The organism is Desulforamulus aeronauticus DSM 10349 (assembly GCF_900142375.1).
Classification (GTDB): Bacteria; Bacillota; Desulfotomaculia; order Desulfotomaculales; family Desulfotomaculaceae; genus Desulfotomaculum; species Desulfotomaculum aeronauticum.
The window spans coordinates 1-26,741 of the sequence record NZ_FRAR01000025.1; the positions used below are offsets into that span (position 1 = coordinate 1).

Annotated in this window: 21 protein-coding genes; 8 read left to right on the top strand and 13 right to left on the bottom strand. The window is 43.7% G+C overall.

The window, feature by feature from the left end; translation table 11 throughout:
* On the top strand, positions 1–191 hold a 191-nt coding region (locus tag BUA78_RS15615; protein WP_175549044.1), incomplete at its 5' end, for a transposase.
* Positions 192–355: 164 nt separating this feature from the next.
* On the opposite strand, the gene BUA78_RS15620 is transcribed toward BUA78_RS15615, so the two are convergent.
* A complete protein-coding gene (locus BUA78_RS15620) occupies positions 356–3,007 on the bottom strand; it encodes a glycosyltransferase (protein WP_072916390.1) in 2,652 nt (883 codons plus the stop codon).
* A 377-nt stretch (positions 3,008–3,384) separates the two neighbouring features.
* Between BUA78_RS15620 and BUA78_RS15625 the strand changes: the two genes are divergently transcribed.
* Positions 3,385–5,724: a glycosyltransferase gene (locus BUA78_RS15625; RefSeq protein ID WP_072916391.1), complete on the top strand. Its 2,340-nt coding sequence runs from the start codon at positions 3,385–3,387 to the stop codon at positions 5,722–5,724.
* Positions 5,718–6,722 (top strand): glycosyltransferase, encoded by a 1,005-nt coding sequence (locus BUA78_RS15630; RefSeq protein ID WP_072916394.1) that lies wholly within the window; start codon positions 5,718–5,720, stop codon positions 6,720–6,722. Before BUA78_RS15625 ends, BUA78_RS15630 begins: the two co-directional genes overlap by 7 nt.
* Before the next feature lie 345 nt (positions 6,723–7,067).
* Here the strand turns inward: BUA78_RS15630 and BUA78_RS19735 are convergent, their stop codons facing one another.
* The 12 genes from BUA78_RS19735 to BUA78_RS15695 all read right to left on the bottom strand — a co-directional run bounded on the left by BUA78_RS19735 (position 7,068) and on the right by BUA78_RS15695 (position 22,174).
* The gene (locus BUA78_RS19735; RefSeq protein WP_139257418.1) at positions 7,068–8,810 is read right to left on the bottom strand and encodes an exosporium glycoprotein BclB-related protein; all 1,743 of its coding nucleotides are present in this window, start codon (positions 8,808–8,810) and stop codon (positions 7,068–7,070) included.
* A 243-nt stretch (positions 8,811–9,053) separates the two neighbouring features.
* Positions 9,054–10,283 carry a glycosyltransferase family 2 protein gene (locus BUA78_RS15645; RefSeq protein WP_072916396.1) on the bottom strand — a complete coding sequence of 410 codons (1,230 nt, stop codon included), beginning with the start codon at positions 10,281–10,283 and terminating at the stop codon, positions 9,054–9,056.
* Between the two features lie 34 nt (positions 10,284–10,317).
* The gene (gene rfbH / locus BUA78_RS15650; protein WP_072916399.1) at positions 10,318–11,640 is read right to left on the bottom strand and encodes a lipopolysaccharide biosynthesis protein RfbH; all 1,323 of its coding nucleotides are present in this window, start codon (positions 11,638–11,640) and stop codon (positions 10,318–10,320) included.
* 1 nt (position 11,641) lies between these two features.
* Positions 11,642–12,760: a DegT/DnrJ/EryC1/StrS family aminotransferase gene (locus BUA78_RS15655; protein WP_072916401.1), complete on the bottom strand. Its 1,119-nt coding sequence runs from the start codon at positions 12,758–12,760 to the stop codon at positions 11,642–11,644.
* 25 nt (positions 12,761–12,785) lie between these two features.
* On the bottom strand, positions 12,786–13,952 hold the full coding sequence (locus BUA78_RS15660; protein WP_207650511.1) for a pyridoxal phosphate-dependent aminotransferase: 1,167 nt from the start codon (positions 13,950–13,952) through the stop codon (positions 12,786–12,788).
* A gap of 14 nt (positions 13,953–13,966) precedes the next feature.
* Positions 13,967–14,641 carry a GNAT family N-acetyltransferase gene (locus tag BUA78_RS15665; RefSeq protein ID WP_072916403.1) on the bottom strand — a complete coding sequence of 225 codons (675 nt, stop codon included), beginning with the start codon at positions 14,639–14,641 and terminating at the stop codon, positions 13,967–13,969.
* A 13-nt stretch (positions 14,642–14,654) separates the two neighbouring features.
* Positions 14,655–16,409, bottom strand: a complete 1,755-nt coding sequence (locus BUA78_RS15670; RefSeq protein WP_072916406.1) for a thiamine pyrophosphate-binding protein — start codon at positions 16,407–16,409, stop codon at positions 14,655–14,657.
* 26 nt (positions 16,410–16,435) lie between these two features.
* On the bottom strand, positions 16,436–17,530 hold the full coding sequence (rfbG, locus tag BUA78_RS15675; protein ID WP_072916409.1) for a CDP-glucose 4,6-dehydratase: 1,095 nt from the start codon (positions 17,528–17,530) through the stop codon (positions 16,436–16,438).
* Positions 17,512–18,282 (bottom strand): glucose-1-phosphate cytidylyltransferase, encoded by a 771-nt coding sequence (gene rfbF / locus BUA78_RS15680; RefSeq protein WP_072916413.1) that lies wholly within the window; start codon positions 18,280–18,282, stop codon positions 17,512–17,514. Before rfbF ends, rfbG begins: the two co-directional genes overlap by 19 nt.
* Positions 18,283–18,443: 161 nt before the next feature.
* Complete coding sequence (locus tag BUA78_RS15685) at positions 18,444–19,535, bottom strand: tetratricopeptide repeat-containing glycosyltransferase (RefSeq protein WP_072916415.1); 1,092 nt, start codon at positions 19,533–19,535, stop codon at positions 18,444–18,446.
* On the bottom strand, positions 19,528–20,628 hold the full coding sequence (locus tag BUA78_RS15690) for a tetratricopeptide repeat-containing glycosyltransferase (protein ID WP_072916418.1): 1,101 nt from the start codon (positions 20,626–20,628) through the stop codon (positions 19,528–19,530). The genes BUA78_RS15685 and BUA78_RS15690 overlap by 8 nt, the downstream gene beginning before the upstream one ends.
* A complete protein-coding gene (locus tag BUA78_RS15695) occupies positions 20,621–22,174 on the bottom strand; it encodes a glycosyltransferase (protein ID WP_072916419.1) in 1,554 nt (517 codons plus the stop codon). The genes BUA78_RS15690 and BUA78_RS15695 overlap by 8 nt, the downstream gene beginning before the upstream one ends.
* 312 nt (positions 22,175–22,486) lie before the next feature.
* On the opposite strand from BUA78_RS15695, the gene BUA78_RS15700 reads away from it, so the two are divergent.
* The 5 genes from BUA78_RS15700 (at position 22,487) to BUA78_RS15720 (ending at position 26,643) form a co-directional block, all read left to right on the top strand.
* Positions 22,487–23,401, top strand: a complete 915-nt coding sequence (locus BUA78_RS15700) for a phosphate ABC transporter substrate-binding protein (protein WP_072916422.1) — start codon at positions 22,487–22,489, stop codon at positions 23,399–23,401.
* A gap of 61 nt (positions 23,402–23,462) precedes the next feature.
* Positions 23,463–24,329: a phosphate ABC transporter permease subunit PstC gene (gene pstC, locus BUA78_RS15705; protein WP_072916424.1), complete on the top strand. Its 867-nt coding sequence runs from the start codon at positions 23,463–23,465 to the stop codon at positions 24,327–24,329.
* 1 nt (position 24,330) lies between these two features.
* Positions 24,331–25,164 (top strand): phosphate ABC transporter permease PstA, encoded by an 834-nt coding sequence (gene pstA, locus BUA78_RS15710; protein WP_072916426.1) that lies wholly within the window; start codon positions 24,331–24,333, stop codon positions 25,162–25,164.
* A gap of 7 nt (positions 25,165–25,171) precedes the next feature.
* Positions 25,172–25,918 carry a phosphate ABC transporter ATP-binding protein gene (locus BUA78_RS15715; RefSeq protein ID WP_072916428.1) on the top strand — a complete coding sequence of 249 codons (747 nt, stop codon included), beginning with the start codon at positions 25,172–25,174 and terminating at the stop codon, positions 25,916–25,918.
* Between the two features lie 254 nt (positions 25,919–26,172).
* A complete protein-coding gene (locus tag BUA78_RS15720) occupies positions 26,173–26,643 on the top strand; it encodes an HAD family hydrolase (protein WP_072916431.1) in 471 nt (156 codons plus the stop codon).
* The last annotated feature ends 98 nt before the right edge of the window (positions 26,644–26,741 follow it).

A 26,741-nucleotide genomic window follows, 5' to 3' on the forward strand; every position in this document is an offset into this window, starting at 1 on the left:
CGAAATCGGGCAAGATGCTATACAAAAAGAGAAAAGAAACCATAGAAAGAAGCTTTGCAGACGCTAAACAGCTGCACGGCTATCGCTATTGCCGTTTTCGAGGGAAGAAGCATGTCCTAGAGCAGGCATTGATGACAGCAACCTGTCAAAACATAAAAAAGATCGCAAATCATTTGGCTAAGATAGCCTAGAGATTTGTGATCTTTCATTTTTATTAGGAATTTGGTTATTCCGGTTTGGAAATTATCATGCTTTATTCAGTATGGCCAAAAAAATTGGCTAGTTTCTCGACAAACTGAAGTCATAATCAAAGAGAAAAACCAGCTTGGAGCTGGTTTTTCTCTTTGATTATGACTTAGGGAATTGCCAATTCAGAGAGACTATGTTCTGGTGTTAGACAAAAGCTTTCTAACCAGGCATCGGTAAGTGTTAGCTGAACTCTTTGCTCTATATCTCCGGCTACCTGTTGATCTGCGATAATAAAATCTGCCGCAGCAAGACCCTCTTCTTGCCAATTAACCCATTGTATTCTACCAAAGCTTAGCTGTGAATGAGCTGCTGTATTTTTAACAAGAACATAAACTAAATAGCCGTGACTTAGTAATGTGGTAATTAGGTAGCCAATTTTGCTATTTTTATCAGGCATGCTAGTAAGATAGATTTTTATCAGAGAGGGGTTTGCTGTTAACGGAGGGATATTGCTCTGAATTTTTTGTTTAATGAGGGTAGTCCATTCCTTTGTCCAGGTAGTTTTGCTAAATGTTTCTGCCACCAGTCTGGCGTTTCTTTTAAATTTTGCAAGTGCATCCTGATCGCGCAGTAAGTACTTGATTGCTTGCCCCAGTGACGCTGCATTGGGTTCAATTCTCAAGCCATTAAAGCCATCGATGACTAAATCAGTTAGACCACCAATTCTGGAGACAATGACAGCGTTGCCGCAGGCCATGGCTTCCAGGCAAGATAAACTGGTACCTTCAGAATAAAGGGTGGGAATCAAAGAAATGTCTGCACTTTTGTAGGCAGTAGGCATTTCTTCCGGTGGCAGTGAATACCAGGTTACCCTGCCCGGCCATTTATTTTGTTTCTCGATAACATACTTTGTATCATTTTCAAATCCTTTTCCGACAAAATGAAATTCAACATTGGGGAATTGATCTAAGATATTGTCTAGGATTTCCAGCACCAGGTAAAATCCCCTGGCTTCATAAAGGCGGCGGGGATACAGAATGATAATTCTATCGCCTACTTGATCATTTACTGCCGGATAAAACCTCTCTAAATCAACATAATTTGATATTACCTTGATCTTTTGACCGAGTTCGTAATCTATTGTTTGAAACCAATTGGCTGTATTGGTATCAACGGAGAGTACCTGTTCACAAATTTTTGCTCCTAAAAGAAAACGTTTGTTGTATCGAAAAAACTGATCGATGTGTTGGAAGCTGTAAAAAGGGTTATCCCAGGAGACACCATGACTAATACCAATGTTAGGCGTCGCTGCTAGGGGATAGGCTTGATAAAATGCTGAATAGATATTTAAAAGAGAGCTTTCCTGAACTTGTTCATAAAATTGCCGGTTAAATTGTTGGGCAGAATTTAGTGCTCTGGAATTAAGTGAACCCCTGGCTAAGGAAATAACATCTATATTTCGAAAACGGCGAAGCCAGGGAAAGTCCCCATGTTGGTAAATATTCATGATAAAACCAAGATCAGAGCATATTTGGGCCAGATCAATCAGATACCTTTCTGCTCCTCCCGAATAAAATTCCTTTCCTTCAAAATTAAGAAAGGTTTCCGTCATGACATTAATTTTCCCTCGGGCTTCGATATTGCTAAATAAAGTCCACCCCTTTGGCTGTACTTTTATCACTGATTCAACCTGATCAAGCAGGGATGACCATGGGTCCTTTTCATCAGGAAGATATAGAGTATTAGGATTTTTAAAAATATATTTTTTTAATTGACTTTTTGAATAGGTAACTAAATCAGCTTCCTTAACTAGAGATTCATGTTTTTCCAGTCGATAGCTATCCTGTTGCCTGGAAAGTTCCCAGTCCTCTACCATGTCATACCAAAGGAATTTATGGGGCAGCAGATCGGACCAAGCTGTTTGTGATACATCGGTACAAAGAATCAAAACGGCTTGGCTACGTACGATAGGCAAAAGAAATTCCGGCCTGTTTACAGAAAATAGATTATCTGCTATTTCTTCTATTTTATAATTTTCATCTGTTGGCCTACAAACAAAACCTAAATAGCCCCTGACGGTTAACTCTTTTAGAAACTGTTGCGGTCGCGCCAGGGGTTCGATATTTTTAGTCTCTGTATAAACAACGATAGCTTGATACTTTTTATGTTTAATCATGCTAAGTATCTCTAGGGATTCCGGAGGTAAAGGACCATGCAAAAAAAGTTGATAGTATTTTTGTTGGGCGGAATAGTCAGCTTGAAAGGTTTCATCTGCTAAGGCTGCGGGTAGTTTTTCAGTCACTAAGCGAAGAACAGGCTGCTTATCGGGTAAATCGCAGTGCCGGCTGAAAAATGAGACCAAAGAATTTTCATGTTCATTTAAACTACGGAGCTCTAAGTTCCAAACAGATTTATTGGTTAATTTTTTAATGAGTGGTGAAATGTCCCATTCTACAAGGCAATCCTGTTTATCTTCAATAAAAATACCTGAGATAATACCTTCCTTGGGGTGAGGTTGATTGTTCCAGGTCACATTTCCTTGCTCCCAGTTCCCTTCCACAGAAAAAACCCCAAATTCCTTGGCGTAATTGGGATAATCATTTTTACAAAGATATAAAACAAGAGAAGCAAACCATATTTGATTGTCAGCAATATTGGCAGGTAATTTGAATCTCAATAATGTTCTATAGAGGTTTCCCCAATGAGTGAGTCCCACATGCAAATACTCTGTTTGCTCAAAGGCTTGATCTGGCATTTTTTTATCTACAAATGTATCTACAGTCCCTGGAATCCAATGAACTTGGGCCATCTCGGACATTATTTTACCTCCTATCGTTTGAGACAGGTTCCAGCTTGGTTACGGAAGTTCTCCGGTACATAGATTGACCTTACACCTTCAGAAAGTATAAAAATTCTATTGACGAAAGTATAAGAAAGACGAAATTATAAGAAAAACGAAGGCTTCCGCCTGCTTGCCTGCCCAGGACCTATAGGGCATAACCTAAAGGTCACAAGTAAACAGACCAAGTTTTTCTAATTAAAATATTCCTGTGCTTTAGGATGCAGACGATGTAAATAATACCAGTTTAAGATGCCTGTTCTTTTACTAAAAGCATAATTGTCAATAACTAAGAAACTAATCCTACCAGAACACATATATTAAATCATATAAGATTACAAAGAGGTGGATTTAGGGTGATTCGTGGAAAGGAAATCATGGCCCAGGTTGATCTGGAAATAGGTAGCCTAGCCAATAATCAGAACAAGCTGACCGTTCTTTTTGTTGTTGATAGACTGGAAATTATGGGTGGATTGGAAACATACCTTTATCACCTCTGTAGGGAGCTCATAAAACGGGGACACAAAATTATATTGGATTGCTCTTATGTAAGCCCTATCATGAAGCAATTGTTTTCCTGTGCTGAAACCCTTGAAGCAATGACTACGGAAGAAATAGGGAGGGTCATTCAAAAAAACAACGTTGATTTAATTCATTGTCAACCCTTTGAGTCCGCGGAAAGGGCCTTGGTATTACACGAACAAACCAAGGTGCCCTTTGTGCTTACCTGGCATGGTGCCTATTATATGGATAACTTTCCTGCAATAGCAAAGAAGTCTGAAAAGATTATTTGTGTAAGTGAAGAGGTTTATGACATATTGTTAAAAAAATATCCTTTGGCGGAAACCAAATTAGTTATCATTCAAAATGGTATCGATATAAACGAGTTTAAACCGGTTGCCTGTCAAGGGGAGAGTAAAGAGATAACATTTATAGGACGTGAGTGTTTAGATCGCCTGGCGGGGCTAAAGTTTCTGATAGATAGCTTTTCGCAATCTTCTTTTCAGAAGCTCAACATTGTTGGCTTTAATAAAATCAAAGAGCTAGAACAATATCAGCAATGCAATTTTGTTGGAGAGGTTGCAGATGTTCGGGAGTATATTAACCGGGCAGATGTTGTTGTAGCTACGGGAAGGGGAATCAGGGAAGCCCTTGCCTGTGGAAAAGCTTGCATAGTCTTGAGCAATTGGGGCTATGATGGCATTGTATGCCCATCGACATTTAAAAATTTAGAATATGCTAATTTTAGTGGCCGGGGCTTGGCTGAACCCCTATCAAGTGAGAGGATTCTGCATGATCTTAACGTACTGATGTCAACCGAACTAAGGGACAAATTAGGTCTTTATGGCAGGCGATTGGTTGAGCAATTCTATGATATTGAAAAAATTGCGGATAAAACGGAGATTGTTTACTGGCAAGCGGTGGAAGACAGCAAATTACCCAAAGTTTCTGTTCTGTTACCTGTTTATAACCATGCTAATTTTGTCGGGCCGTGTCTCATGAGTCTATTAAACCAGACTTACCAGGATTTTGAAATTGTAATAATTAATGATGGTTCCAAGGACCCACTGTCTCAAATCATCTCAGAGTTTCGGGATAAGAGAATACGTTATATTCATCGGGAGGAGAATAAAGGACTCCCGAAAACCTTAAACGAGGCACTTCGTTTGAGCCAGGGAAAATATATTACTTGGACCTCGGCGGATAATTTGCATTATGAAAACTATCTTGAAAGATTAGTGGAGGTTTTAGAAAGAGAAGCCGAGTGTGGCTCGATTTATTCAGACTATCTACAAATTGATCAAAATACTACTATTATTAAAAAGGTAAGCAAAGGCATCTATACATTAAATGGGGAAACGAATTATGGTCCATCTTTCTTATATAGATTTGAAGCAATCAATCGAGTTGGCTTTTTTGATGAAAACCTTTTCGGTATCGAAGATCGAGATTATTCTATTCGCATGGCTGCTACAGCACCTGTGTTCTGGCTACCGGAAGTTCTCTACGAATACAGGATTCATCAACAGTCTTTGACAGGAAAGTATGTTAACAAGGAAATTGACTTTACCCCGGTTATTCAAGCATTCTCTGATAAATGGAAATGGCTTCGTCAATACCCGCACTCCGAGGCTGTGTCTCTGGAAAGAGATGAAATTGTCTATGGACAAAGAAAAATTCTTCCTGTCAATATGGATTGTACTGTAAATAGTACTATGAATAAAAATTTGAATTTTGATCCAATCTTTTTAGGAAAATTCCTCTTTTCAGTTTATCGGTGTTTTGCCCAGGTAGATATCAATCATTTTTTGCATGATATGCTGATTTTAAGAGCTGAACTGCAGTTCTTTTGTATTAGGAATGATAATAAGATCACACAAGCGTTGACAGTTCATTCCGTAAAAGAGCCTTGGGATGAAAAGGAGCTTACCTGGTCTAACATGCCTGAAACCGAAAGTGAGTCTATCGATGAAGTCCTAGCCAATAACATTTATAACTGGGTTAGCTTTGATATAACTGGTTTAGTACAAAGTTGGGCTGATAGGAGTATAGCAAATTATGGGGTATGCTTAAGAATGAAAGATGAAGAACAGGGAGAAATTGTGGCAGGTGTAAACCGTCATGGTATTAATACGATGGCCCACCCCAGATTAGTTGTTGAATACACAGGAAAGAACAGGTGTTTGACATGCTGATTATTTACCCCCCAACTGTCCATTGGGATTTTATGATAGCCAGGCCACAGCAACTTATGTCAGCATTTTCCGAACAGGGCGATGCCGTTATTTTTTGTGAACCTGGTACCCACCAAGAAAAAAAGATGAAAAAAATTAAAGACGGACTTTGGCTAGATTATGGTGCTCCACTGCATCAATGGGCGGCATTGACCAAAGAGACGAAACGGGTACTCTGGATCTCTTACCCCGGAAATGTGTCCAAAATTGGAAACTATGACGAAGATATTATCGTTTATGATGTCCTCGATTATCCGGATGATGATTTTGCAACCTGGAAGCCTTATGTACAGGAGCTGTTAGAAAAGTGCCAGATCGTACTTACCGTTTCGAAACCTTTATTTAATCATTTTAAAGAGCTTCATCCTAATGTTCACTTGGTTCGCAATGCCGTAGATTACAATTTTTTTGCTAATGTTACCGCTGACGACGCACCCATGGATATAAAACAAATTTGCAAGCCTATTGTAGGATTTTATGGTGCCTTGGCCCCTTGGGTTGATTGGCAGTTAATTGAAGAATTGGCAGTTAGAAATCCCTCTATTTCCTTTGTTTTGATAGGCCCAACCATTGCCATGAAGACGGATAGTCTACCCAAGAGGCCTAATATCTTTTTTTTAGGGCATAAACCCTATGAGCAGTTGCCGAAATATGCAGTGCACTTTGATGTTTGCATGTTTCCCTTTAAGAAGACAAGAATGACATCCTATGTTAACCCTGTTAAAATCTATGAATATCTTGCCCTGGGTAAGCCGGTGGTTGCTACAGACTTGCCGGAGATCCTGGAGCTATCACCGCATATTTATGCTGCCGGAAATAGGGAAGAGTTTCATGGTTACCTAGTGGGATGTTTAAATAATTATGATAACAATTCCGTTGAATCCCGTAAAAAATTTGCCTTAGAAAATACATGGGCGGAAAGAGTGAAACAGATAAAGAGGATTATCGAAGGTTATTAATCCTCTGGGAAATAAATTGGTATTTGATAGGGTAAAGGATACTCGAACTAGCTAGTCGGTTCGGGTATCCTTTCTATTTTGATACCGGAATATTCATCATTAATGCCGCCGTGTTCTATAAAGAGGGCGCAGTTAGTAAGTCATCCATATAAATGGAAAACAATGGCTTTTATTAAACCGTCGTTATTTTTGTTCCATTGCAAACCCGCAAGAGTCGCATAAAAGCGCAATCGGCAGACAGCAAAGTGCACTGTCTGCCGATACATACCGCCTATTCTTCCACGGTTTACAAAATGTCCCTATGAAACCGTGGAAGGACGGTTTATTTTTTTGCGTTAAACACTTCTACTCAATTGTAACCCCAGCGCTGGCATTACCTGTGAGTGTCGAAATCAGGCCAATGCCGCCTGTCACTTCGGAATAGAAGACCAACAACAGCCGTGTGCCTGCCGTCACCGGTATCGATAACCCGGTGTTGATGCCGCTGGCAATATCCCCAATAGAGATAACACCGGAATAGCCAGGAGACAAGGCGACCAGCGCACCAGGAACAGCAGTGAAGGTATCATCCGGCGTTGTGGACTGGAACAGCTGTGCGCTTACGGTGACCGTGGAACCAACGATTGCCGTCGCCAGCGTAGTGCTAAAGTAGGCGGCCAGAGACGTAATAACGCCATCACGCGGCATCGAGAACGCTAGGTTGAGCAGGGTGCTGGTATCAATGGTACCACCGAGGATGCTCACGCCCGGTACTGAGTCGCCAAAGCCCACGAGTGAGGTGGTTCCAATCAAGCCTGCTGCAGTTGTTACCAAAACAGCGGGAGTACCCGAGGAGAACGGAATGATCGCTCCTGGGCCCGTTGCTCCAGTGGGACCAGTAGGCCCAGCCAGTCCGGTCGGTCCAGAAAGTCCGATAGGTCCAGTGTCGCCGATAGGTCCGGTAGGTCCAGTGGGTCCAGTGTCACCAGTGGGTCCGATAGGTCCGGTAGGCCCAGTGTCACCAGTAGGTCCGATAGGTCCAGTGGGCCCAGTGTCACCAGTGGGTCCGATAGGTCCAGTGGGTCCAGTGTCACCAGTGGGTCCGATAGGTCCGGTAGGCCCAGTGTCACCAGTAGGTCCGATAGGTCCGGTAGGCCCAGTGTCACCAGTAGGTCCGATAGGTCCGATAGCTCCAGTGGGACCGGTAGGTCCGATAGGTCCTATGGGTCCAGTGTCACCAGTAGGTCCGATAGGTCCGATAGCTCCAGTGGGACCGGTAGGTCCGGTAGGTCCTATGGGTCCAGTGTCACCAGTAGGTCCGATAGCTCCAGTGGGACCGGTAGGTCCGATCGGCCCAAGAGCTCCAGTGGGACCGGTGGGTCCAATAGGCCCGATAGGTCCGGTGGGCCCGGTGCTGCCAATAGGTCCGAGAGGTCCAGTGGGACCGGTAGGTCCAATAGGCCCGATAGGTCCGGTGGGCCCGGTGGGTCCGATAGGACCGATAGGTCCAAGAGGTCCGGTAGGCCCGGTGGGTCCGATAGGCCCGATAGGTCCAGTAGGTCCAGTGGGTCCAGTAGCTCCGCTTGGACCGTTGGAATAAGTTACAATAAGTCGTGGCCATAGATTGCTATCAGAATAATCACTACTGCGAAAAGCTGATAACGCAAGCTGATTTTCTAAGCCACGGATTTCCAGACCGAAATTAGGGTAATCTCCATTGATCCAGCCGTTAACTAATTCTGTTACATCAATATCCATGAAATGGAATATTTGGTCGTCGGCGAAGTTATAGAAATTACCTGTGTAAGAGCTGAGAGGCCTGTTGTTCCAGGTCACAGTATTTTGGTTGAAGGGAGTGTTAACCCGGTAGATGTATATTGGTTGAACACCTGGTATATCCTTTCTATACATATAGAGTCTTAAAAAAGCATTGTTCAGAACATTACCGGCGGGTATGATGGGTGTAGGGAATTGTATTAGGCTTCTGTATATGTCGTCAAGCCTGGTAAAACTACCAATATACAGTGCCACAACAGATCCAAAATTGGTTGTTGGGTAAGACTGTGCAATATAGGCGTCCCCAATTGGTACTAATGAAATCGTTGGCAACTTATAATCAACCCCTCTTCTAAATTAGCTAGCTAGCTTACTCTAAAATATTCCATAGGGCTGGAAAATGTTACATTTTGTCAATCGATTTTCTAAAAGGCTATAAAGTCAATGGGGTAAAGGTCATTCATTCTTGATAAAGAGAAATTAAAGGGTACCTACAAAAGGGACGCAGCGAAACTAAAGTTTCGTTACGTCCCCCATTATTGGGGTTTGATAGTCGTTAATCTATCTACTGTTACATCACGGTTTTGAAAAACGTAGGTAATAATCTTTGATACTTTTGAAATTAGTCAACCCTACACCAAAAAGAGTATCCTTAATCTTGGTATAGAGGGGTTGGTCCGCTGCAGTACAAACAAGCTGTCCGCCTTCTTTTAACAAACCGTTCAGATTGATAAATAAATCTTCTATATTTTTCAACTGGTTGGACTCACTCTCAACGATAATATAATCATAGAGCCGACTGCCAAAATAGCTAAGTAAATTATCGGTTTCTGTATGAATGCAATATTCACATATAGTTTCAAGGTCGGTCAGATTTTTTTCTTGTTCTGAAAGATAGAAAATCCTTATATTCTGGCTGCCATGACTTTTGCAGGTATTTTTAATTTGCAGCAGTGTTGCACCATAAGATAAGCCGATACCTAATATATTGACATCATATTGTGGCTTATAATTCAGAAGATTTAATACGTTAAAGTCAATATAGCTGGCCTGCCAGGAATCAACACCAAATTTCTCAAAAAATAGAAGTCGGTTTCTTTGTGCAAGGTTATTTTTGGTATATTCGACATTGAATGTAATGGAGCCGAAATGATGAACAAAGGTATCCCTTGCTAAAATTAACCTATAGCCGGCTCTTCTTATACGAAAGCTGATGGCATCATCATCGTAGGCTCCTGGGTTAAAATCCTCATCAAAGCCGCCCATGGCTTTTTGTACATCTGTCCTGAAAAGACAGGTGTAGGTGACAAGTTTCAATCGCTCCTCCCACAGTCGGGGATTGCTGACGTTATACTCCTTTGCTCGCTGCTGCATTTCATCCATAGAATTATATTTTAAAACAACCTGCTGATTATTGGAGGATGCGTTGCACACTGGAACCACCATACCGATTTTGTCATCGGCTTCCATACAGGTTATTAGATTATCCAACCAGTTATAGGTAACAATAATATCATTACTTAGATTCAAAGTGTATTTGCCCTGAGCTATACGAAAGCCGCAGTTGACAGCCTTATCCACACCAATATTTTTTGGAAAGCTAATCTTGATTGTGTTGGGTAAGCTGTTAAAATATTCCTCTGTACCATCTGTTGAGCCATTATTGATGGTTATCAACTCAAAATCAATATGGGAAGTATACTTAAAAAGGCTGTCAATGCATTGTTTTGTATAATCGAGATGATTATAAGCAAGTACAACAATGCTAACAACAGGCGAGTGCACTTCTTTGGCATTGGTATCCATGTCTATATCTTCGCCTTTCTGTTTTTGATTCGTGTCATTTATAGGGGGCCATAAAGCTATCTATGATATGGCTGATATAATCAAGCCTTACTTCATCAATTCCAGGATAAACGCCGATAAAAAAGGTGTTTTGCAGTACCTTTTCCGTGTGCTCCAGCCCGCCGGCAACCCGGTGCTTGATAGTACGGTAGGCGGGATGTTTTAAGATATTGCCGGCAAACAGCATTCTGGTTTCTACCTGTTTTTTTTCTAGAAAAGTTACGATCTCTCTGCGTGAAAAAGGAGCTTGTTCCTTTACTGTCAGGGGCAGCGCAAACCAGGAGGGCTTAGCCTTTGGCAGTGACCTAGGAAGTATCAAATGCTCCTCATATTTTTTTAAGGCATTATATAAAAACTGGAAGTTCTTTTGTCGCCGGGCGCTGAAGGAGGGCAGTTTTTTAAGCTGCTCAATTCCCATGGCACATTGAATATCCAGCGGTTTTAGATTGTACCCAATGTTGTTGTAAACGTATTTGTGGTCATAGCCATAGGGCAGGCTCTCATAGGTGTGGTCAAATCGATGGCCACAGGCACCGTTTGGATTTGCTTCTCCTGTTTGACAATAGCAAGCTCTACCCCAATCTCGGATAGATAAAGCCTGCCGATATAAAGCAACATTATTTGTTAGAAGCGCCCCGCCTTCACCCATTGAGATATGATGGGCTGCATAAAAACTGTAGGTGGAAAGATCTCCAAAGGTGCCGCACAGCTTACCGTCGTAATAGGAGTCAAGTGCATCGCAGGTGTCCTCAATCACATAAAGATTGTATTGCTTGGCAAAATCCATAATGACATCCATCTGGGCAGGATTGCCCAGGGTATGGGCAAACATGATGGCTCGCGTTCTGGGAGATCTAGCTTCCTCAAGTTTGGCTGCATTTATATTGTAGGTTCCTTCCTCGGTATCGACAAATACAGGTGTCAATCCATTCTGAAGAATGGGATTTAGCGTGGTGGGGAAAGTCTGAGCGGTGGTGATAACTTCATCCCCGGCTTGCAAGGGATGAGGTAAATTAGCTGAGCAAAGAGAACTTACGGCCACCAGATTGGCTGATGATCCCGAGTTGACTAGCACACCATATTTCATGCCCATAAAGGATAAAAAATCCCCTATAAATTCTTTGCCTTTAACTCCCAGGGTAAGCCAAAAATCCAGCACACTATCCACCATGGCCTGCATTTCCTTTTCATTAAATACCCTACCGGCATAGTGTACCTTGGTTTCACCCGGAATGAAGCTCCGGCTGCTTTCTCTGAGCCGATAAAGTTGAGCTACTTTTTCCAGAATTTCTGCTCTTACTTGCTGCTCTGTGTTCATTTTACCCTCCCGTATTTTTATGAATGAGGCTGAGTAAGCTTTGACAAACAAACTCAATATCCGCCTCATCCAAATTGGCCGCTGAAGGAAGTGAAATTCCTCTTTGCTCCACGTTTTTTGCTACCGGATTCTCAAACCTTTGCTCAAACACAGGAAAACAACTCATTCTAGGAAACCCCGGCCTGGCATGAATGTTCAATTGCTTTAGTCCTGCCAAAATGTCATCCCGATTTGCTGTGATACGGGAGTCAAGCAAAAGGGAAGGGTAGCAATAATTGCTTTGGCAGCCCGGTTTTTCCTTGATTATTTTGATACCTGCCACGTCTTTGAGACGTTGGTCATAATAAGTAAAGAGCTGCCTTTTTTTGGCCAATAATTCATCGACCCGCTCGAGTTGGGCCAGGGCAAGGGCAGCTGTTACGTTATTGATAGTATATTGATATCCCAGCAGATCCGACCAAAAAACCGCCTTGCGGTCGGTTCTACCCATGGATGCCAGCAGACTGGCCTTTTGGTAAATTTCTTCATTATTAGTAAGCAGCATACCGCCTTCACCGCTGACTGTCATTTTTGCCCCTTGAAAACTAAAACAGGCAACATCGCCAAAGCTGCCCACAGGTTTTCCTTTGTATGTGGCACCAATGGCCGGGGCGGCATCTTCAATGACAAATAAACCGTATTCCGCGGCAATTTTTAGTATTTCATCCATTTCGGCGGGGTGCCCGAAGGTGTGTACCAACATAATGGCTTTGGTTTTGGTGGTAATCGCCTGACGGATGCAATGGGGATCAATGGTCCAGGTATCAGGGTCAATATCCACAAAAACACAGGTTGCACCGGTATAAGCAATGGCATAGGCAGTGGCAACCCAACTGAAATCCGTAACAATTACCTCATCACCCGGTTTCAATCCCAAAGCCTGGGCTGCCAGATGCAATGCCAAGGTGCAGCAATGGGTTGCCACCGCATATTTTACACCGACATAGTCGGCACAGGCTTTTTCCAGTCTTTTGATGTATTGGTCATAATTTTCATACCAGCCATGGTTCACCGCATCCATCACATAAGAAACTTCTTTAGCAGTAATGGATGGTCCGGCAAAGCTGATTTTTTTGTTCATTGTCTTGCCACCCCTTCCGAAAAGCTTATAGGAATCGTTTTATCCTTTGTAGTCTTTCACAGGCTTCATCCAGCACTTTATCGTCTTTGGCAAAGCAAAACCGCAGTAAGTTTTTACCGCCTTCTCGGTGATAAAAGGCCTCTCCCGGGACCGCAGCCACACCCGTTTTATCTAACAAATAGATAGCTTTTTCCTTGCTGGTAACTCCTGGCAAAGCGCTTGTGTCCGCTAAGACATAATAGGCACCTTGGGGTACATAGGGTGGCAAAGCGGCTTCCTGAAGGGCTTTGCAGAGATCATTTCGCTTTTGTTCATAGGCTGTGCCAAGGGAGTGATAAAAACTATCCGGCAAAGTGTGGACGGCTTTACCCACAGCTGCCTGCAGGGGTGAGGGAGCACAGACATAAACCAAATCATGAACGTAGCCTATCTGCCGGGCAAATTCCTCGTTACAGGCACAATAACCGATTCGCCAGCCTGTGATGCTAAAGGTTTTGGAGTAGCCGGAGATTGTAATGACACGATCTTTGGCAGTTGGCAAGGAGCCGGGGCTGCTATGAGACAGTCCATCATAAAGGATATATTCATAGATCTCATCGGTAAAAATAAACAGGTGATGCCGCGTACAGATATCCGCCAATACCTCCAACTCCCGGCGTGAAAAAACCTTGCCGGAAGGATTTGCCGGAGTGTTGATTAGAATGCCCTTGGTCTTTGGCGTAATTAGATGTTCAAGCTCAGCGGCATTAAATTCCCAGCAGGGAGGCGTTAAGGTCGCATAGACCGGAGTGATATCCAAGGCCAAGAGCGTGTACTCGTGATAACCATAGAATGGTTCAAAGAGAATAACTTCATCTCCGGGATTAAGAAGTGCCAGGCAGGCACAATAAAAGGCTCCTGTTGAACCGGCGGTGACGATGATTTCCTTGCGGGGGTCTGCCTGGATAGAATTATAATGTAGAAGTTTTTCTGAGATGGCCTCTCGCAGCTCGGATAAACCATCATAGCGGGTGTAGTGATTAAGGCCATCATCGATGGCAGTTTTAGCCGCCGTGCTCAGAATTGGCGGCAGTGGTAAGTCGCAAATACCTTGGGATAGGTTGATGCCGCCTGTTTTTTCACATTCAATAGACATATCCCGTATATCTAAACAGGTCAGATGGCGGAGCCTTTGGTTGAGGTTGCCTTCCAACAGAATGCCTCCTCTCACATTTTAGGAAACCATTGGGCGTTTTGTTCTTTCCACTGGTCGATAGTAAGCTGCATTTGCGTGTAACACTTTCGGGTAACGGGTTGACCGGCTAATTCTCTTGTCTCAAGCGGTATATCCTTCACCTTGCAAAAGCTGTTTTTGCTGTAAAAGGAAATGGCTTTTTCATTGTCAGAAAGCACACGCAGCGTCACTTGTTGCAGTTTCAACTCCGTCATGCCCCAGTAAATCAATGCGTTCATAGCAAAAGTCATCATGCCGCCATAGCCTGTTTTTTCGCCCCGCACCACGGCATCAAGCTCACAGCTTTTTTGTGCATAATCAAATGAAGAAAAGCCGATATGTCCGACTTTGGTGCCGTCGTTGGCGATAATGAGAAACAAAATTCGATCATTTCTGGCTATGATCAGATCGTTAAGCCATTTTTCGGTGCTCTCCGCTGTGGCTACAAATTGCCCAGGCGACATGTGGGCATTTTCATTGCGCCAGCGTGCCAAAGTATCTGCACAGTCAGGGATGGTAATAGCGTAATTAGAGGTGATGGGTCTTAGATAGCCAACCCTGGTCAATTGGGGGGTATCAATGGGGATACACTGTAAAGGCTCCCAGGCATGTTTGCATTTGAACTTATTCAGTGTGTTAATAACATGGTTTTGATAAGCGTTCGGCATGATTTCCCCCCTCTTAGGCCTGGCTGTCTGTTTTATCGCTGCCGATGGGCTTGACAAGCATATTGCCGGCGAGTTCATCACGGGGCAGCAGAGGCTCCTGATCTTCAATGGGACGGTTGATCGCAAGCTTTGGGTAGACATAAGTGGATTGTGGCAGTTGAATTTCGATAAGGATCGGCTCGTCAGAGGACAGAAGGGGCTTTAGGCTGGACAGTTCGTGACTATCTTTGATATTTACCGTTCTAATACCATAGGCTGCTGCTATTTTACAAAAATCCGGTGCTTCGTAGTCCTTGATCGTGGCGTTATACCTGCCCTCAAAATACATCTCTTGAAAATGTCTGATCATGCCCAGGCTGTGATTATTCATCACAATGATTTTAACGGGAATGCGATTTCTTTTAAGTAGGGCCAGCTCCTGTATATTCATTTGCAGCCCGCCATCTCCGGCAATGGCCAGCACCTTTCCCCTCTGCGGGTTTTGGTAGTAAGCCCCGATTGCCACCGGTAAAGAAAAGCCCATGGCACCCATGCCGCCGGAAATCAGCAGACGCTGGTCTTGACTAATTTGCATGGATTGCGCCGCCCACATCTGATTTTGCCCCACATCCAGGCAGATAACATCATCTACCGCTGTTATCTTGGAGAGTTCCGACATGATAAAATTAGGGTCTGATATATGGTTAGCTCCGACAGAAGGATATTTCTGTCGATAGGTTCGCGCTTGCTCAAGCCACGAACTGTAAGCAGGGTTGTTCAGTTGACTAATCTTTTCATTTAGGGCGTGCAGGAAATAACCAATGTCTGCATGAACGGCATATTCGTCCTTTTTTATCTTTTTGTCTAATTCGTTTCTATCAATGTCAACCCTCACAAGCTTTGCTTCACGGGCAAAGGTGCTTGCTGTACCGGTCTGCCTTGAATCAAGCCTGGTACCCAGGGCAAGAATGAAATCACTGTTGGCAATGGTCAAATTTGCGTAACGATTGCCGTAGGCACCAATCATGCCGAAATAATTATCGTTTGTATTATCGTATACATCGCGCCCCATCAGTGAACAGACAATCGGTATTTCCAACTGTTTTGCCATTTGATTGAAAAGCTTCTGGGCACTGGAGAGCCGAACCCCGCCGCCAACTAATATCACTGGCCGTTGGGCCTTCCCCAGCAATTCCATGATGTGAGCAAGGGAGAAATCCGCCACCCTATCTTCAGGTTTCTCAGGATAGCCGCACAGACAGTTGTCATCCACATTGGCCCGCTGAATATCCATAGGGATATCGAGTAAGACTGGGCCTTTTCTACCGGAGGTAGCTATGGATATTGCTTTTTCCAGCTCGTATCTTATCTGCAGGGGATCGATGATCCGAACAGCATATTTGGTGATGGGCTTCACGATACTAACAATATCGGTTTCCTGGAAGCCTAGCTGCCGTACTGGCAAGGCTCCCTTATATTCATAGGTATTCACTTGCCCGGTTAGGTAAAGGCAGGGAATAGAATCAAAATAAGCACTGCCGATACCGGTTAACAGATTGGTAGCCCCCGGTCCACTGGTGGCAATGGCTACACCAAGGTCATTTTTTCTTCTGGCATAGCCTTCCGCAGCAAAGGCAGCTCCTTGTTCATGATAAGTGCCGATAAAATGTAGGTCCTGCCTCTGGTATAAGGAGTCAATCAGATGAGTAATCGCTCCGCCTGCATAGCCAAAAACATGTGTGCAGCCTCGTTCTGCCAGAAAGCCAGCAATATAGTCTGATAATTTCATAGGCACTGTGTCCCTCCGCTCTCGCCTTAGGTCATACAATATTCAGCTATTTGCTCCTTGCATAGCTGATAAATGTCCTTTTGGGCATCGTTTTTGTACCATGCTAGGGTATAATCTAAGGCTTTATGCAAAGTAAGGCGGGGCTGCCAGCCCAATAGGGTTTTCGCCTTGGTACAGTCCAGGCTTAATAAAACAGCTTCATGCAAAGCTGCTTGATTGGAACAATCCACCCATAGGCCGCTGCCCCAAAGTGCAATAACCTGTTCGACCACCTTTTTTACCGGAGCCACAGAATCAAAATCTGGTCCAAAGTTCCAGGCACCGCTGTATCGAGAACCGTCTTTAAACATCTTGGCTGCCAATAGCAGATAGCCATAAAGTGGTTCCAAGACATGCTGCCAGGGACGAATAGAATTTGGGTTTCTGATTTCAATGGTTTTTTGTGACTGTAATGCTCTAATGCAATCGGGAAGCAGTCTGCAATCAGACCAATCGCCGCCGCCAATGACATTGCCAGCTCGAACGGAAGCCAGGGATTTTTCCTGCTCGCCGCCTGAATCTGTGCTAAAGTAGGCTTTTCGATAAGAAGCCGTGACAATTTCCGCACAGCCCTTGCTGGCGCTGTAGGGGTCATAACCGCCTAGTGGATCCTTCTCCCTGTAGCCCCAAAGCTGTTCTCGATTTTCATAACATTTATCGGAGGTAATGATGACTCCTGTTTTAACTGTAGAGGAGGTTCGAATATTCTCCAAAACATGGACGGTACCCATCACGTTAGTTTCAAAGGTTAGCACGGGCATTTTGTAAGAGTGCCGGACAATTGGCTGGGCTGCCAAGTGAAATACGATTTCCGGTTGGTAGGTAGTGAAGACTTGCTTCAATTTAGAGGCATCCAGGATATTGCCACGAATGTCAACCATTTTATCCGGCAGCCCGGAAAGAATAAAATTATCTTGCTGGGAAACAGGATCAAGTGCATAGCCAATGACGTTAGCACCCATTAAATGAAGCCAGAGTGACAACCAGGAACCCTTAAAGCCGGTATGGCCTGTTACCAGGACAGTCCTGCCTCGGTAGATGCCATCAAACATTTCAGGAAAATTTAATCCCACAGTTTCCATGGAGTTTCTCCTGTTCGCCAAAGTTCATTGACTCTTTCAACATCTTTATGGGTGTCTATGGCGGTCCAAAATCCGTTGTGTTTGTATACGGCAAGTTGTGCATCTGCGGCAAGCCGGTGCAGAGGTTCCTGCTCAAAGGCACAATCCTTCTCAGGCAAATAATCAAATATTTTTCGATTTAAAACCATAAAGCCGCCATTGATGAGGTCATCTAAAATTGGCTTTTCTTTAAAGGCTGTGACAATGCTGTTTTTGGTTTCAATTACCCCAAAGGGAGAAATGGGGTGAACGCCAGTTAGCGTTGCAAGTTTGCCTGTTTGCTGATGATAAGCCCATAGTTCTTTAATATTGACATTACTCAGCCCGTCACCGTAGGTAAGCATAAAATTTTCATCGTGAATATATTTCTTGATCCGCTTGATCCGTCCGCCCGTGAGGGTCTCAGGTCCGGTATCGACAAGGGTCACGTTCCAATCCTCTTTTGCTGTGGTATGAAACTGTATGCTGGCATGAGAGGTAGTTTTTACTGTAAAGTCATTGTTACGCCAACTCATTTCCATGAAATACCGTTTAATCATGTCGCCTTTATAGCCCACACATAATATAAAGTCATGGAAACCATAGTGAGAATAAATCTTCATAATATGCCAAATAATCGGATTGTCTCCCACTTCAACCAAAGGTTTGGGGCGGAATTCTGTTTCCTCCCGCATACGTGTACCTTTTCCTCCACAAAGAATAACTATTTTCATTAAAACACCTACTTTGCTCTTGCCTGTGGTCATAATTCATCGTGACAATTACGTTCACCCTGTAGTTTATGCTGCCGGCAGGGGATTGGTTACGTTGAAGGAGTTTTTTTAAATAGAACAAGCCTTGTGGATGTTAACAAGGCTTGTTCAGGGGTAATTTTTTATGGCGTTTTGGCTTTGGCTTGAATAAGTGCTAAATTATCCTTTAGTCTCTCGTTATGGGGAGACAATTCTACCGCGATCTTGATCCAGGCATAGGATTTGTCAAACATGCCTAACTCATAGCAGCTTAAAGCTCCCAGATCATAAATCGTGGCATCCCAGGCGAAAGCCTGATTGACATAACAATCTGATCGTTCTTTTATCTTTAGTGTTTCTTCCGCCATATGATAAACGGTTGGCCAGTCCCGTTTGGTATAGGCAAGCTTGGCTAGCTCCACGTAAGGTTCCCGTAAATGGGGTGCCTCGGCAATGGCCCGATAGAACCAGCTTTTAGCTTCCCTGTAATCTCCCTTTTCCTGATAGGCTTTGGCGATGTATCGCATAGAGGCGGAGCGTTCCTCTTTCCACTGGGACCGGGGCAGGGCTAAATGTTTTTTTAGAGTTTCAATACATTTATCCCATCTACCGTAATACATATATTCCCGCCCGAGATAATGCATATCCCGATCATCATCCGGAGCTTCCTGAACGGCCAGTTTCAACAAAGGAAGATAGGTTCCCCTGGATTTAACAGGATCTGGATAGTGATTTAGCTGAATCGTCTCCTCCCAGGCCCAGCAGACAGGCTCTGGTCCATAATAGTTTAATATTTCATGGACCGGATGAACCCAGCGAAATCCATGCCTGCGATGAATTTTTTGATACCAAAAAGTGACTCCCCGAGAACCATCTGGATTAAAACTCCAGGTGTATTTATATTTTAACTGGGTCGTTTGAGGTGTCCAAACCTTTTCTATTTTTTTCCGCCAACCAGGTTCTAGGATTTCATCCAAGTCTGTGCAAACACAAACATCCATGTCGGCCGGAACAAAATGTAAGGAAATATTTCTTGCCACATCGAACCGCCAGGGATCGACTTTTACAATATGGACAATGGCACCCCTGGCCCGTAGTTTTTCAACAGTGCTGTCCGTGGAACCAGTATCCGTGACAACGATCATATCGGCTTCCTGCATGGAATCCAACCAACGGTCAACAAAATGTTCTTCATTTTTACAAATGGCGTAAACGGCAATTTTTAGTTTAGTCACGTGGAATCCCTTCTTTTTTGGATTTAATGATCTTCAAATTGTTTTTTAACCGTTCGTCATGGGGGGACATTTCTATCGCAATTTTTGCCCACTCATAGGATTTGTCAAGCATACCCAATTCGTAGCAACTTAAAGCTCCCAGATCGTAAATCGTAGCATCCCAGGCAAAGCCTTCATGAATATAACTCGTTGGCCGTTCTTTTATCTTTAATGTTTCCTCAGCCATATGATAGACTGTTGGCCAATCCCGTTCCAGGTAGGCAAGTTTGGCTAACTCCACATGGGGCTCTCGTAAATGGGGTGCCTCGGCAAGGGCTTTATATAACCACTTCTTAGCCTCTTTGGGATTCCCTTTGGCCTTATAGGCTCTGGCGATAAAGCGCATGGAGGCGCAGCGCTCATCCTTCCACTGGGCCTGTGGCATGGTTAAATGTTTTGTCAGAGTTGCAATGCATTTATCCCACATGCCATAGTACATATATTCCCGTCCGAGATAATGCATATTACGGTCATCATTCGGGTCCTCCCGGGCGGAAAGCTCTAATAAAGGAAGATATTGTCCCCTGGATTTAGCAATATCGGGGTGGTGATTTACTTGAATGTTCGGCTCCCAGGTAACATGGACAGGTTCTTCTCCATAATATTCCAACACCTCGTGAACTGGATGGATCCATCTGAAGCCGTGTCTGCGATGAATTTTTTCTTTCCAAAAAGTAAGTCCCCGGGAACCATCCGGATTAAAATTACTGGTAAACATATATTGTAATCGGGTTGTTTGAGGTGTCCAAACCTTTTCTAATTTTTCTCGCCAGCCAGGTTCGATTACCTCATCCAAATCGGTGCAAACACAAACATCGGTATCGCCCGGAACAAGCTGCAAGGAAATATTTCTAGCCACATCGAATCGCCAGGGATCGACTTTTATTTGATGTACAATGGCCCCCCTAGCTCTTAATTTTTCAACGGTCTGGTCGGTGGAACCGGTATCCGCAACAATTACCAGATCGGCATCCTGCATGGAATCCATCCAACGGTCAACGAAATGTTCTTCGTTTTTACAAATGGCGTAAACAGCGATTTTTAATTTACTCAAAATGTATCCCTTCTTTTTTAGCAAGTTCCAGAAGTTTGGTGCTCCATTGATCAAATTCTTGATTCCAAGCCGCGGGGTTATAATGATAATCAGTTACTTTATTGGTTAATTTTTTACACTCTTGGAAAGTAAAATAAGCTTCTATATTTCTACCCAATTGGTGCAAATAGAGAGCTTTTTCAAAGTAGAGTTCTCTGCGATCCGGCTTATGAATAATGGCATTATTTAGGTTTAATAAGGCTACGTCAGTTTGATCTTGCGCTTTATAAACAAGATATTTCTGTTGATAAAGATAGGCTTTGTCACTGTTATTGAGAGTTAGTGCGATATCAAGAGCCTGTAAAGCTGCTTCAGGCTTGCCAATCAACAAGTATTCAGATGCCAGAGAGCTCCAGGATTGCCAAACATCTTTCCTTTCTTTTACGGACTGTTCTAATAGGGGCAGATAATTTACGTGAACCTTATCGTGGACCGGTTTTTGATAGACCCAAAAATCCGGCAGCTTTTTTACATTTTCTTGCTTGTTATATTCTAATATTTCATGGATTGGAAGTTTCCAGGTGTAGCCGGTTCGTATGTGAATTTGCTGGTGCCAATCTTCTAAGTAATCTTCTCCTGGCAGAATGGTTTTATATCTATGACTATATTTTGTATAGCCGAACTCCCATTGGTCTATTAAATGCTCCTGCCAATTATCCATGAGGTACTCGGTCATATCTAGAGAAATGCAAATGTCTATGTCTGGGTTGATTAAGGCAAGGGCCGTATTTCTGGCGTCATCAAACCGCCAGGGGGAAACGCAAATAGAGCAAACTTTTAGATTGACATGAGGATGGTCTTTTTTAAATTGATTGATGATTTGATTGGTGTGATCAGTCGAACCTGTATCACAGAGAACGATTTCATCAGCGGTTTGAACGGAATTGAAAAATCTTTCTATTACCTCTTCTTCATCTTTATAAATACCGTATACCGCGATAGAAGGCTTGTTTGCTTCAATGACTTCCTGAAGAGAATGAAGCTGCGGGTTCACTCCGATGTAAACTCCTAGTTCATTTTCTTGCCGGTGTAATACAAGGTTATCAAAGGTGGCCAGAACTTCTTCATGGGACCAATCATTCTTTTGCTGTTTCTCGTCGGGATTATCGCGACTGGGGTCTTGGGGGTGCTGGATAAGGGGGATGCTGAGTATGACAAAATGGCTGGCAGCGACTAGCTTTCTATAAACTTCAACAGCTTCTTCTTTGCTCATGTACTCTAAAACGTTTCCCAAAAGGGTAATACCATAGGTTGTATCAGGAGTAAATTGTCGAACATCAATATGAAGAATAGCATTGTATTTATTCTCCAAATGGAATTCGGAAAGATAGGGTTCCCACACTTCCAAAGCCGTAAATTCAGTGCCCGGTAATTTCGATCTTAATAGATCGGAATAGGTTCCTGAGCCGGCACCAACGTCTAAAATGGAATTATCTTGACATTTTTTAATAAGTCTTTTTGCTAGACGCTCAATCCACGCCTTTCCTGCCTGTGTACTGTAGGGCATATGATCTCTCCTTTGGATGTTTGATTACCAATTAGAAAATTTTAGTAACGCTCTTTACAGTTGGCTGACTACTATACGTAAAATATTCCAAGGTTACGTAAAACGTGACATTAAATCTAAGAGTTGCCGTCCGGCTCCTATACGAAACGACTTCTGGCTGATTTTAAAGATTATTACAATATGAGTAATAAAAGTAATAATAGAAAATGATCTATAACTTTTTTTCATTTAACATCCAGTAGTAAGTGTGCTATTGTTTAAAAAGTGTTAAGCTTTTCCTTTGATGGAAAAGACAAGCAGAGGAGGTTGTTTATGAAGAAATTCAAGTTCTTGCTAGTTAGCCTACTTGTACTACTGGTATTGGCAGGTTGTGGTCAGACCAGTGAGGCGCCTAAGTCGGAGCCAGCGAAAGAAACCGCTGCCAAAGACCAATCGATTAAACTGGGGGGATCCAGTACCTTAGCTCCGGTTATTGCTAAATGTGCTGATGACTTTACAGAACAGTATAAAACTTGGAATAAAGTAGATCCCCAATTACCGGAAGAACCCATTGTTATCTTTGTTTCCACCGGTGGTTCGGGCTTTGGTGTTAAATCTGCCCTAGATGGCACGGTAAACATCGGCTTGGTTTCCCGGGAAATGAAGGAAGAGGAAAAAGCAAAAATGCCGAATGGCAAAATCATTAAATTAGGCTCTGATGCCTTAGCCATCGCTGTTAATCCCCAAAACCCGGTTGTACAAGTAAAACCCAACCTAACAACCGATGAAGTAAAGCGTATTTTTGCAGGGGAAATCAAAACCTGGCAAGAGTTGGATGCTAAATTGCCAAATCGCCCCACCGTGCTAGCCATTCGTGACCTTGGTGGTGGTGCCAGCCAGGTCTTTGACGAGCTAGTGATGAAAAAGACGCCGGTAGCCAAAGAAGCCATTCAATTACCTTCTATGGGTGCCCTAGCTGGTAAAGTAGCTGAAAATGCCGATGCCATTGGCTATGTATCCACTGGTTTGATAAAGCAGAACGAAGGTAAAATTTCAGCCTTAAATATTGATGATGTAACTCCCACCAACGAGAATATTGCCAGCGGTCAATATAAGATTGCCCGTCCATTACTTTTGGTTACCAAAGAACAGCCGGATCAAAAACAACAGTTATTCATAGATTACCTCTTGTCCGAAAAGGGGTTGAAAGTAGTCGAGGAGATGGGATTTGTTCCTACTGCCAAATAGGGAGATGAACGTGGGTAGTTGAATTATTCAACTACCCATAGATATTTTATAGGTGTGTGAAATGATGCAAGAAAGAATGGGTACTATTTGCTTGCTCGTTGCCGGGTGTTCAACTCTGCTGCTGATTTCGGTACTTCTCTTTATGGTCTTGGAAAGTTGGCCGGTTTGGTCAGCAGTGAGCCCGCTGGCTTTTATCTTGGGAACCGACTGGAATCCTTTAGCGGAACCTCTGCAATTAGGGATTGGCACCATGATTTTAAGTACTCTGTGGACCGCTCTGGGAGCGTTATTGCTGGCAGTCCCCCTGGGGCTTTGTTGCGCTATTTTTTTGGCGGAGTTTGCTCCTCAATGGATGGCTAACATCCTAAGACCGGTATTAAATCTGTTAACGGGTATTCCCTCAGTGGTCTATGGTTTTTTAGGTGCCACGGTATTGGTGAAGTTTTTTGAGATTAACTTTGCCATGGCCAGTGGTGAATCACTCTTTTGTGCCTCCTTGGTACTCACCATTATGGTGCTGCCCTATATTATTAGCACCTCTGAGTCAGCTCTGCGGGCGATACCTCCAGAATACCGCCAGGTGTCCTTGGCCTTGGGAGTTTCTAAACCTTACCTAACCTTGCGTGTTCTTTTGCCTCTAGCTAAAAGAGGGCTATTGGGAGCAATCATTCTGAGTTTTGGTAGGGCAGCGGGGGAGACCATGGCCGTGTTAATGTTAGCGGGCAATACGATGGTACTGCCTACTTCCTGGTTTAGTAAGGGAGAACCGCTGCCGGCACTCATCGCTTTAGAACTGGGTACTTCAGAAGTAGGCAGTTTGCATTATCAAGGATTGTTTGCAGCTGGTTTGGTGCTGCTGCTCTTTGTGCTTGGTATGAACCTCTTGCTAGCCCTGTTTCGACGGGACCGCAGAAGTGGGGTGAGTTAACATGCTCCTGCGACGCTTGCTAGATACCCTTTGGCTGATAGCTTTTTGGTCCGCCGGGTTATTGCTGCTGCTAGTTCTTATAAGCATCCTCGGCTACCTGGTTTACCGGGGCCATTCCGTCATTAATCTTGAATTTCTCCTGGCTTCTCCTAAAGGATTGCCCCTGGGAGCGGAGGGGGGCATTCTCCCAGCTATTAAGGGAACCCTTTGCCTGGTACTGCTGGCGGTGGCTGCAGCTATTCTACCCGCCCTTGCTACGGCTGTTTATCTGGCCGAATATGCCCGGCAAGAGGGTATTCGTCAGGTGATTAATACGACGGTTCAGTGTATGGCTGGGTTACCTTCCATTGTCACGGGGTTATTTTGTTATGCTTTGTTTGTAGTGCGTCTGGGTTTTGGTATCTCTCTGCTGGCAGGGGGCTTGGCTTTGGGCATGATGGTTTTTCCTGTAATCGTGGTTACAGCCAGGGATGCCTTGCTAGCGGTCAATAACCATTACCGTATGGTAGGGCTTTCCCTCGGAGTTTCCCGCTGGTATCTATTGATTCGGATATTATTACCACAGGCGGCAGCGGGTATCCTGGGTGGGATTTTATTGGCTATGGGTTATGCAGCCGGGGCCACAGCTCCTATTATGGTTACTGCCGCTGCCATAGCTACGCCTTCAGCGGGTAATTTATGGGAGCCGGTTATGGCATTACCCTATCATCTCTATATTTTATTCAGTCAGCAAGTTTCTTTGGACAAGGCCTACGGAACTGCCTTGGTTCTGGTTTCCCTGCTGCTGATCCTAAATATTATCGCCATGTGGCTAAGACATCGGAACGGAAGGTGAGTTTAAGATGTCCTTACAAATAGAAAATTTACAGGTTCGGTTTGGCAGCAGCCAGATATTAAAGGATATTCAGCTGTCTTTTAACGAACGAAAACTGTACGCCATTATTGGGCCGTCGGGCTGTGGGAAAACAACGCTCTTAAAGAGTCTTAACAGAACCTTAGAATTGGAAAGGGGCTATCTGATCAGCGGCAAGGTGAAGCTCTATGGGGAGGACATTTACGAACACAGAGATACTTCTTTGATCAGGCAAAGAATTGGCCTGGTTTTTCAAACCCCGGTGGCACTCCCTTTAAGTATTAAGGAAAATGTCCTTTTTGGTGTTCGCTATTTTGGCGAACGCAACAAAACAAAATTAAATGAAATATGTGAGAAGTGTTTACAGCAAGCGGGCCTGTGGGAAGAGGTAAAGGATAAATTAAATAACCCGGCTAAAGAATTATCCGGTGGTCAAATCCAACGGCTCTCCATAGCCCGTGTGCTGGCAGTCTCACCGGAGGTTCTATTGCTGGATGAACCCTGCTCTAATTTAGATCCGGCGGCCACACAGATGATTGAAGAGTTGTTGAAGGGATTGGCAAAACAGCTGACTATAATTCTGGTGACGCATAATCTCTTTCAGGCCAAAAGGGTTGCCGATGTTACTACCTTTCTACTAAACGGGCAAGTAGTAGAAGTAGGAGAAACAGAAACCTTATTTTTAAATCCGCAGAAACAAGAAACCAAAGACTTTATTTCGGGTCTAACCTATTAAGCTCAGGTTAAGACAGATATATAAAATTTTAAGGAACAATATCTTTTGAAATTGATGATAAATAACAGGGGTTTTCAATGGAATTTTATCACCCAAAATCATATAAAAACTATTTGCGAGAGATCGTTAGATGGTATGATGGTGTTAATTACGGCAGCAAACCTAAGACACTGGTCGCCCCTTATGCGGGGGCAGGGTTGCTTTATTCCAGGTAGTGAAAGTTTGGTGATTTACGATATATGGGGGGATTATCAATGATTTCTGTGGAAATACCGGGCTTGGGAGAAATACGGCTCCATTCTTTGGTTTTGGATTATAACGGAACCCTTGCTTTAGATGGGCACCTGGCAGAGGGAGTCTTAGAACGGTTAAATCTCTTAGCAAAGGAACTAAAGATTTATGTAATTACAGCGGATACCTTTGGGTTGGCTGCCGCAGAATGTAAGGGATTGAATGGGGAAGTGATGATTCTGCAAAATCCTCTAGGGGCACAGGAAAAGGAAGATTTTATAATGTCCCTGGGAGCGGAACAGGTGGCGGCTGTGGGCAATGGTGTCAACGACTGTCTGATGCTGAAGAAAGCTGCCTTAGGTATTGCCGTTATTGGCGACGAAGGGGCTTCTGTAAAGGCTGTTAATGCGGCGGACATTGTGGTGAAGGATATTCGGCAGGCACTGGAGCTTTTGCTTCATACGAAAAGATTGAAAGCAACCCTTAGAGGATAACACAATTTTCCAAAGCTTTTCAAAAAAACGCCTTCTCAATGGTGTGTTGAGAGGCGTTTTTTTAATCCCAAGGATGTTGGCAAGGAACGTTATGAGCA

Bases quoted from the DNA above. Each gene is read 5' to 3' on its own strand.
- BUA78_RS15620 (WP_072916390.1), bottom strand. From the start codon at position 3,007: ATGTCCGAGATGGCCCAAGTTCATTGGATTCCAGGGACTGTAGATACA.
- BUA78_RS15630 (WP_072916394.1), top strand. From the start codon at position 5,718: ATGCTGATTATTTACCCCCCAACTGTCCATTGGGATTTTATGATAGCC.
- BUA78_RS15645 (WP_072916396.1), bottom strand. From the start codon at position 10,283: ATGGATACCAATGCCAAAGAAGTGCACTCGCCTGTTGTTAGCATTGTT.
- rfbH (WP_072916399.1), bottom strand. From the start codon at position 11,640: ATGAACACAGAGCAGCAAGTAAGAGCAGAAATTCTGGAAAAAGTAGCT.
- BUA78_RS15655 (WP_072916401.1), bottom strand. From the start codon at position 12,760: ATGAACAAAAAAATCAGCTTTGCCGGACCATCCATTACTGCTAAAGAA.
- BUA78_RS15665 (WP_072916403.1), bottom strand. From the start codon at position 14,641: ATGCCGAACGCTTATCAAAACCATGTTATTAACACACTGAATAAGTTC.
- BUA78_RS15670 (WP_072916406.1), bottom strand. From the start codon at position 16,409: ATGAAATTATCAGACTATATTGCTGGCTTTCTGGCAGAACGAGGCTGC.
- rfbG (WP_072916409.1), bottom strand. From the start codon at position 17,530: ATGGAAACTGTGGGATTAAATTTTCCTGAAATGTTTGATGGCATCTAC.
- rfbF (WP_072916413.1), bottom strand. From the start codon at position 18,282: ATGAAAATAGTTATTCTTTGTGGAGGAAAAGGTACACGTATGCGGGAG.
- BUA78_RS15695 (WP_072916419.1), bottom strand. From the start codon at position 22,174: ATGCCCTACAGTACACAGGCAGGAAAGGCGTGGATTGAGCGTCTAGCA.
- BUA78_RS15700 (WP_072916422.1), top strand. From the start codon at position 22,487: ATGAAGAAATTCAAGTTCTTGCTAGTTAGCCTACTTGTACTACTGGTA.
- pstC (WP_072916424.1), top strand. From the start codon at position 23,463: ATGATGCAAGAAAGAATGGGTACTATTTGCTTGCTCGTTGCCGGGTGT.
- pstA (WP_072916426.1), top strand. From the start codon at position 24,331: ATGCTCCTGCGACGCTTGCTAGATACCCTTTGGCTGATAGCTTTTTGG.
- BUA78_RS15715 (WP_072916428.1), top strand. From the start codon at position 25,172: ATGTCCTTACAAATAGAAAATTTACAGGTTCGGTTTGGCAGCAGCCAG.
- BUA78_RS15720 (WP_072916431.1), top strand. From the start codon at position 26,173: ATGATTTCTGTGGAAATACCGGGCTTGGGAGAAATACGGCTCCATTCT.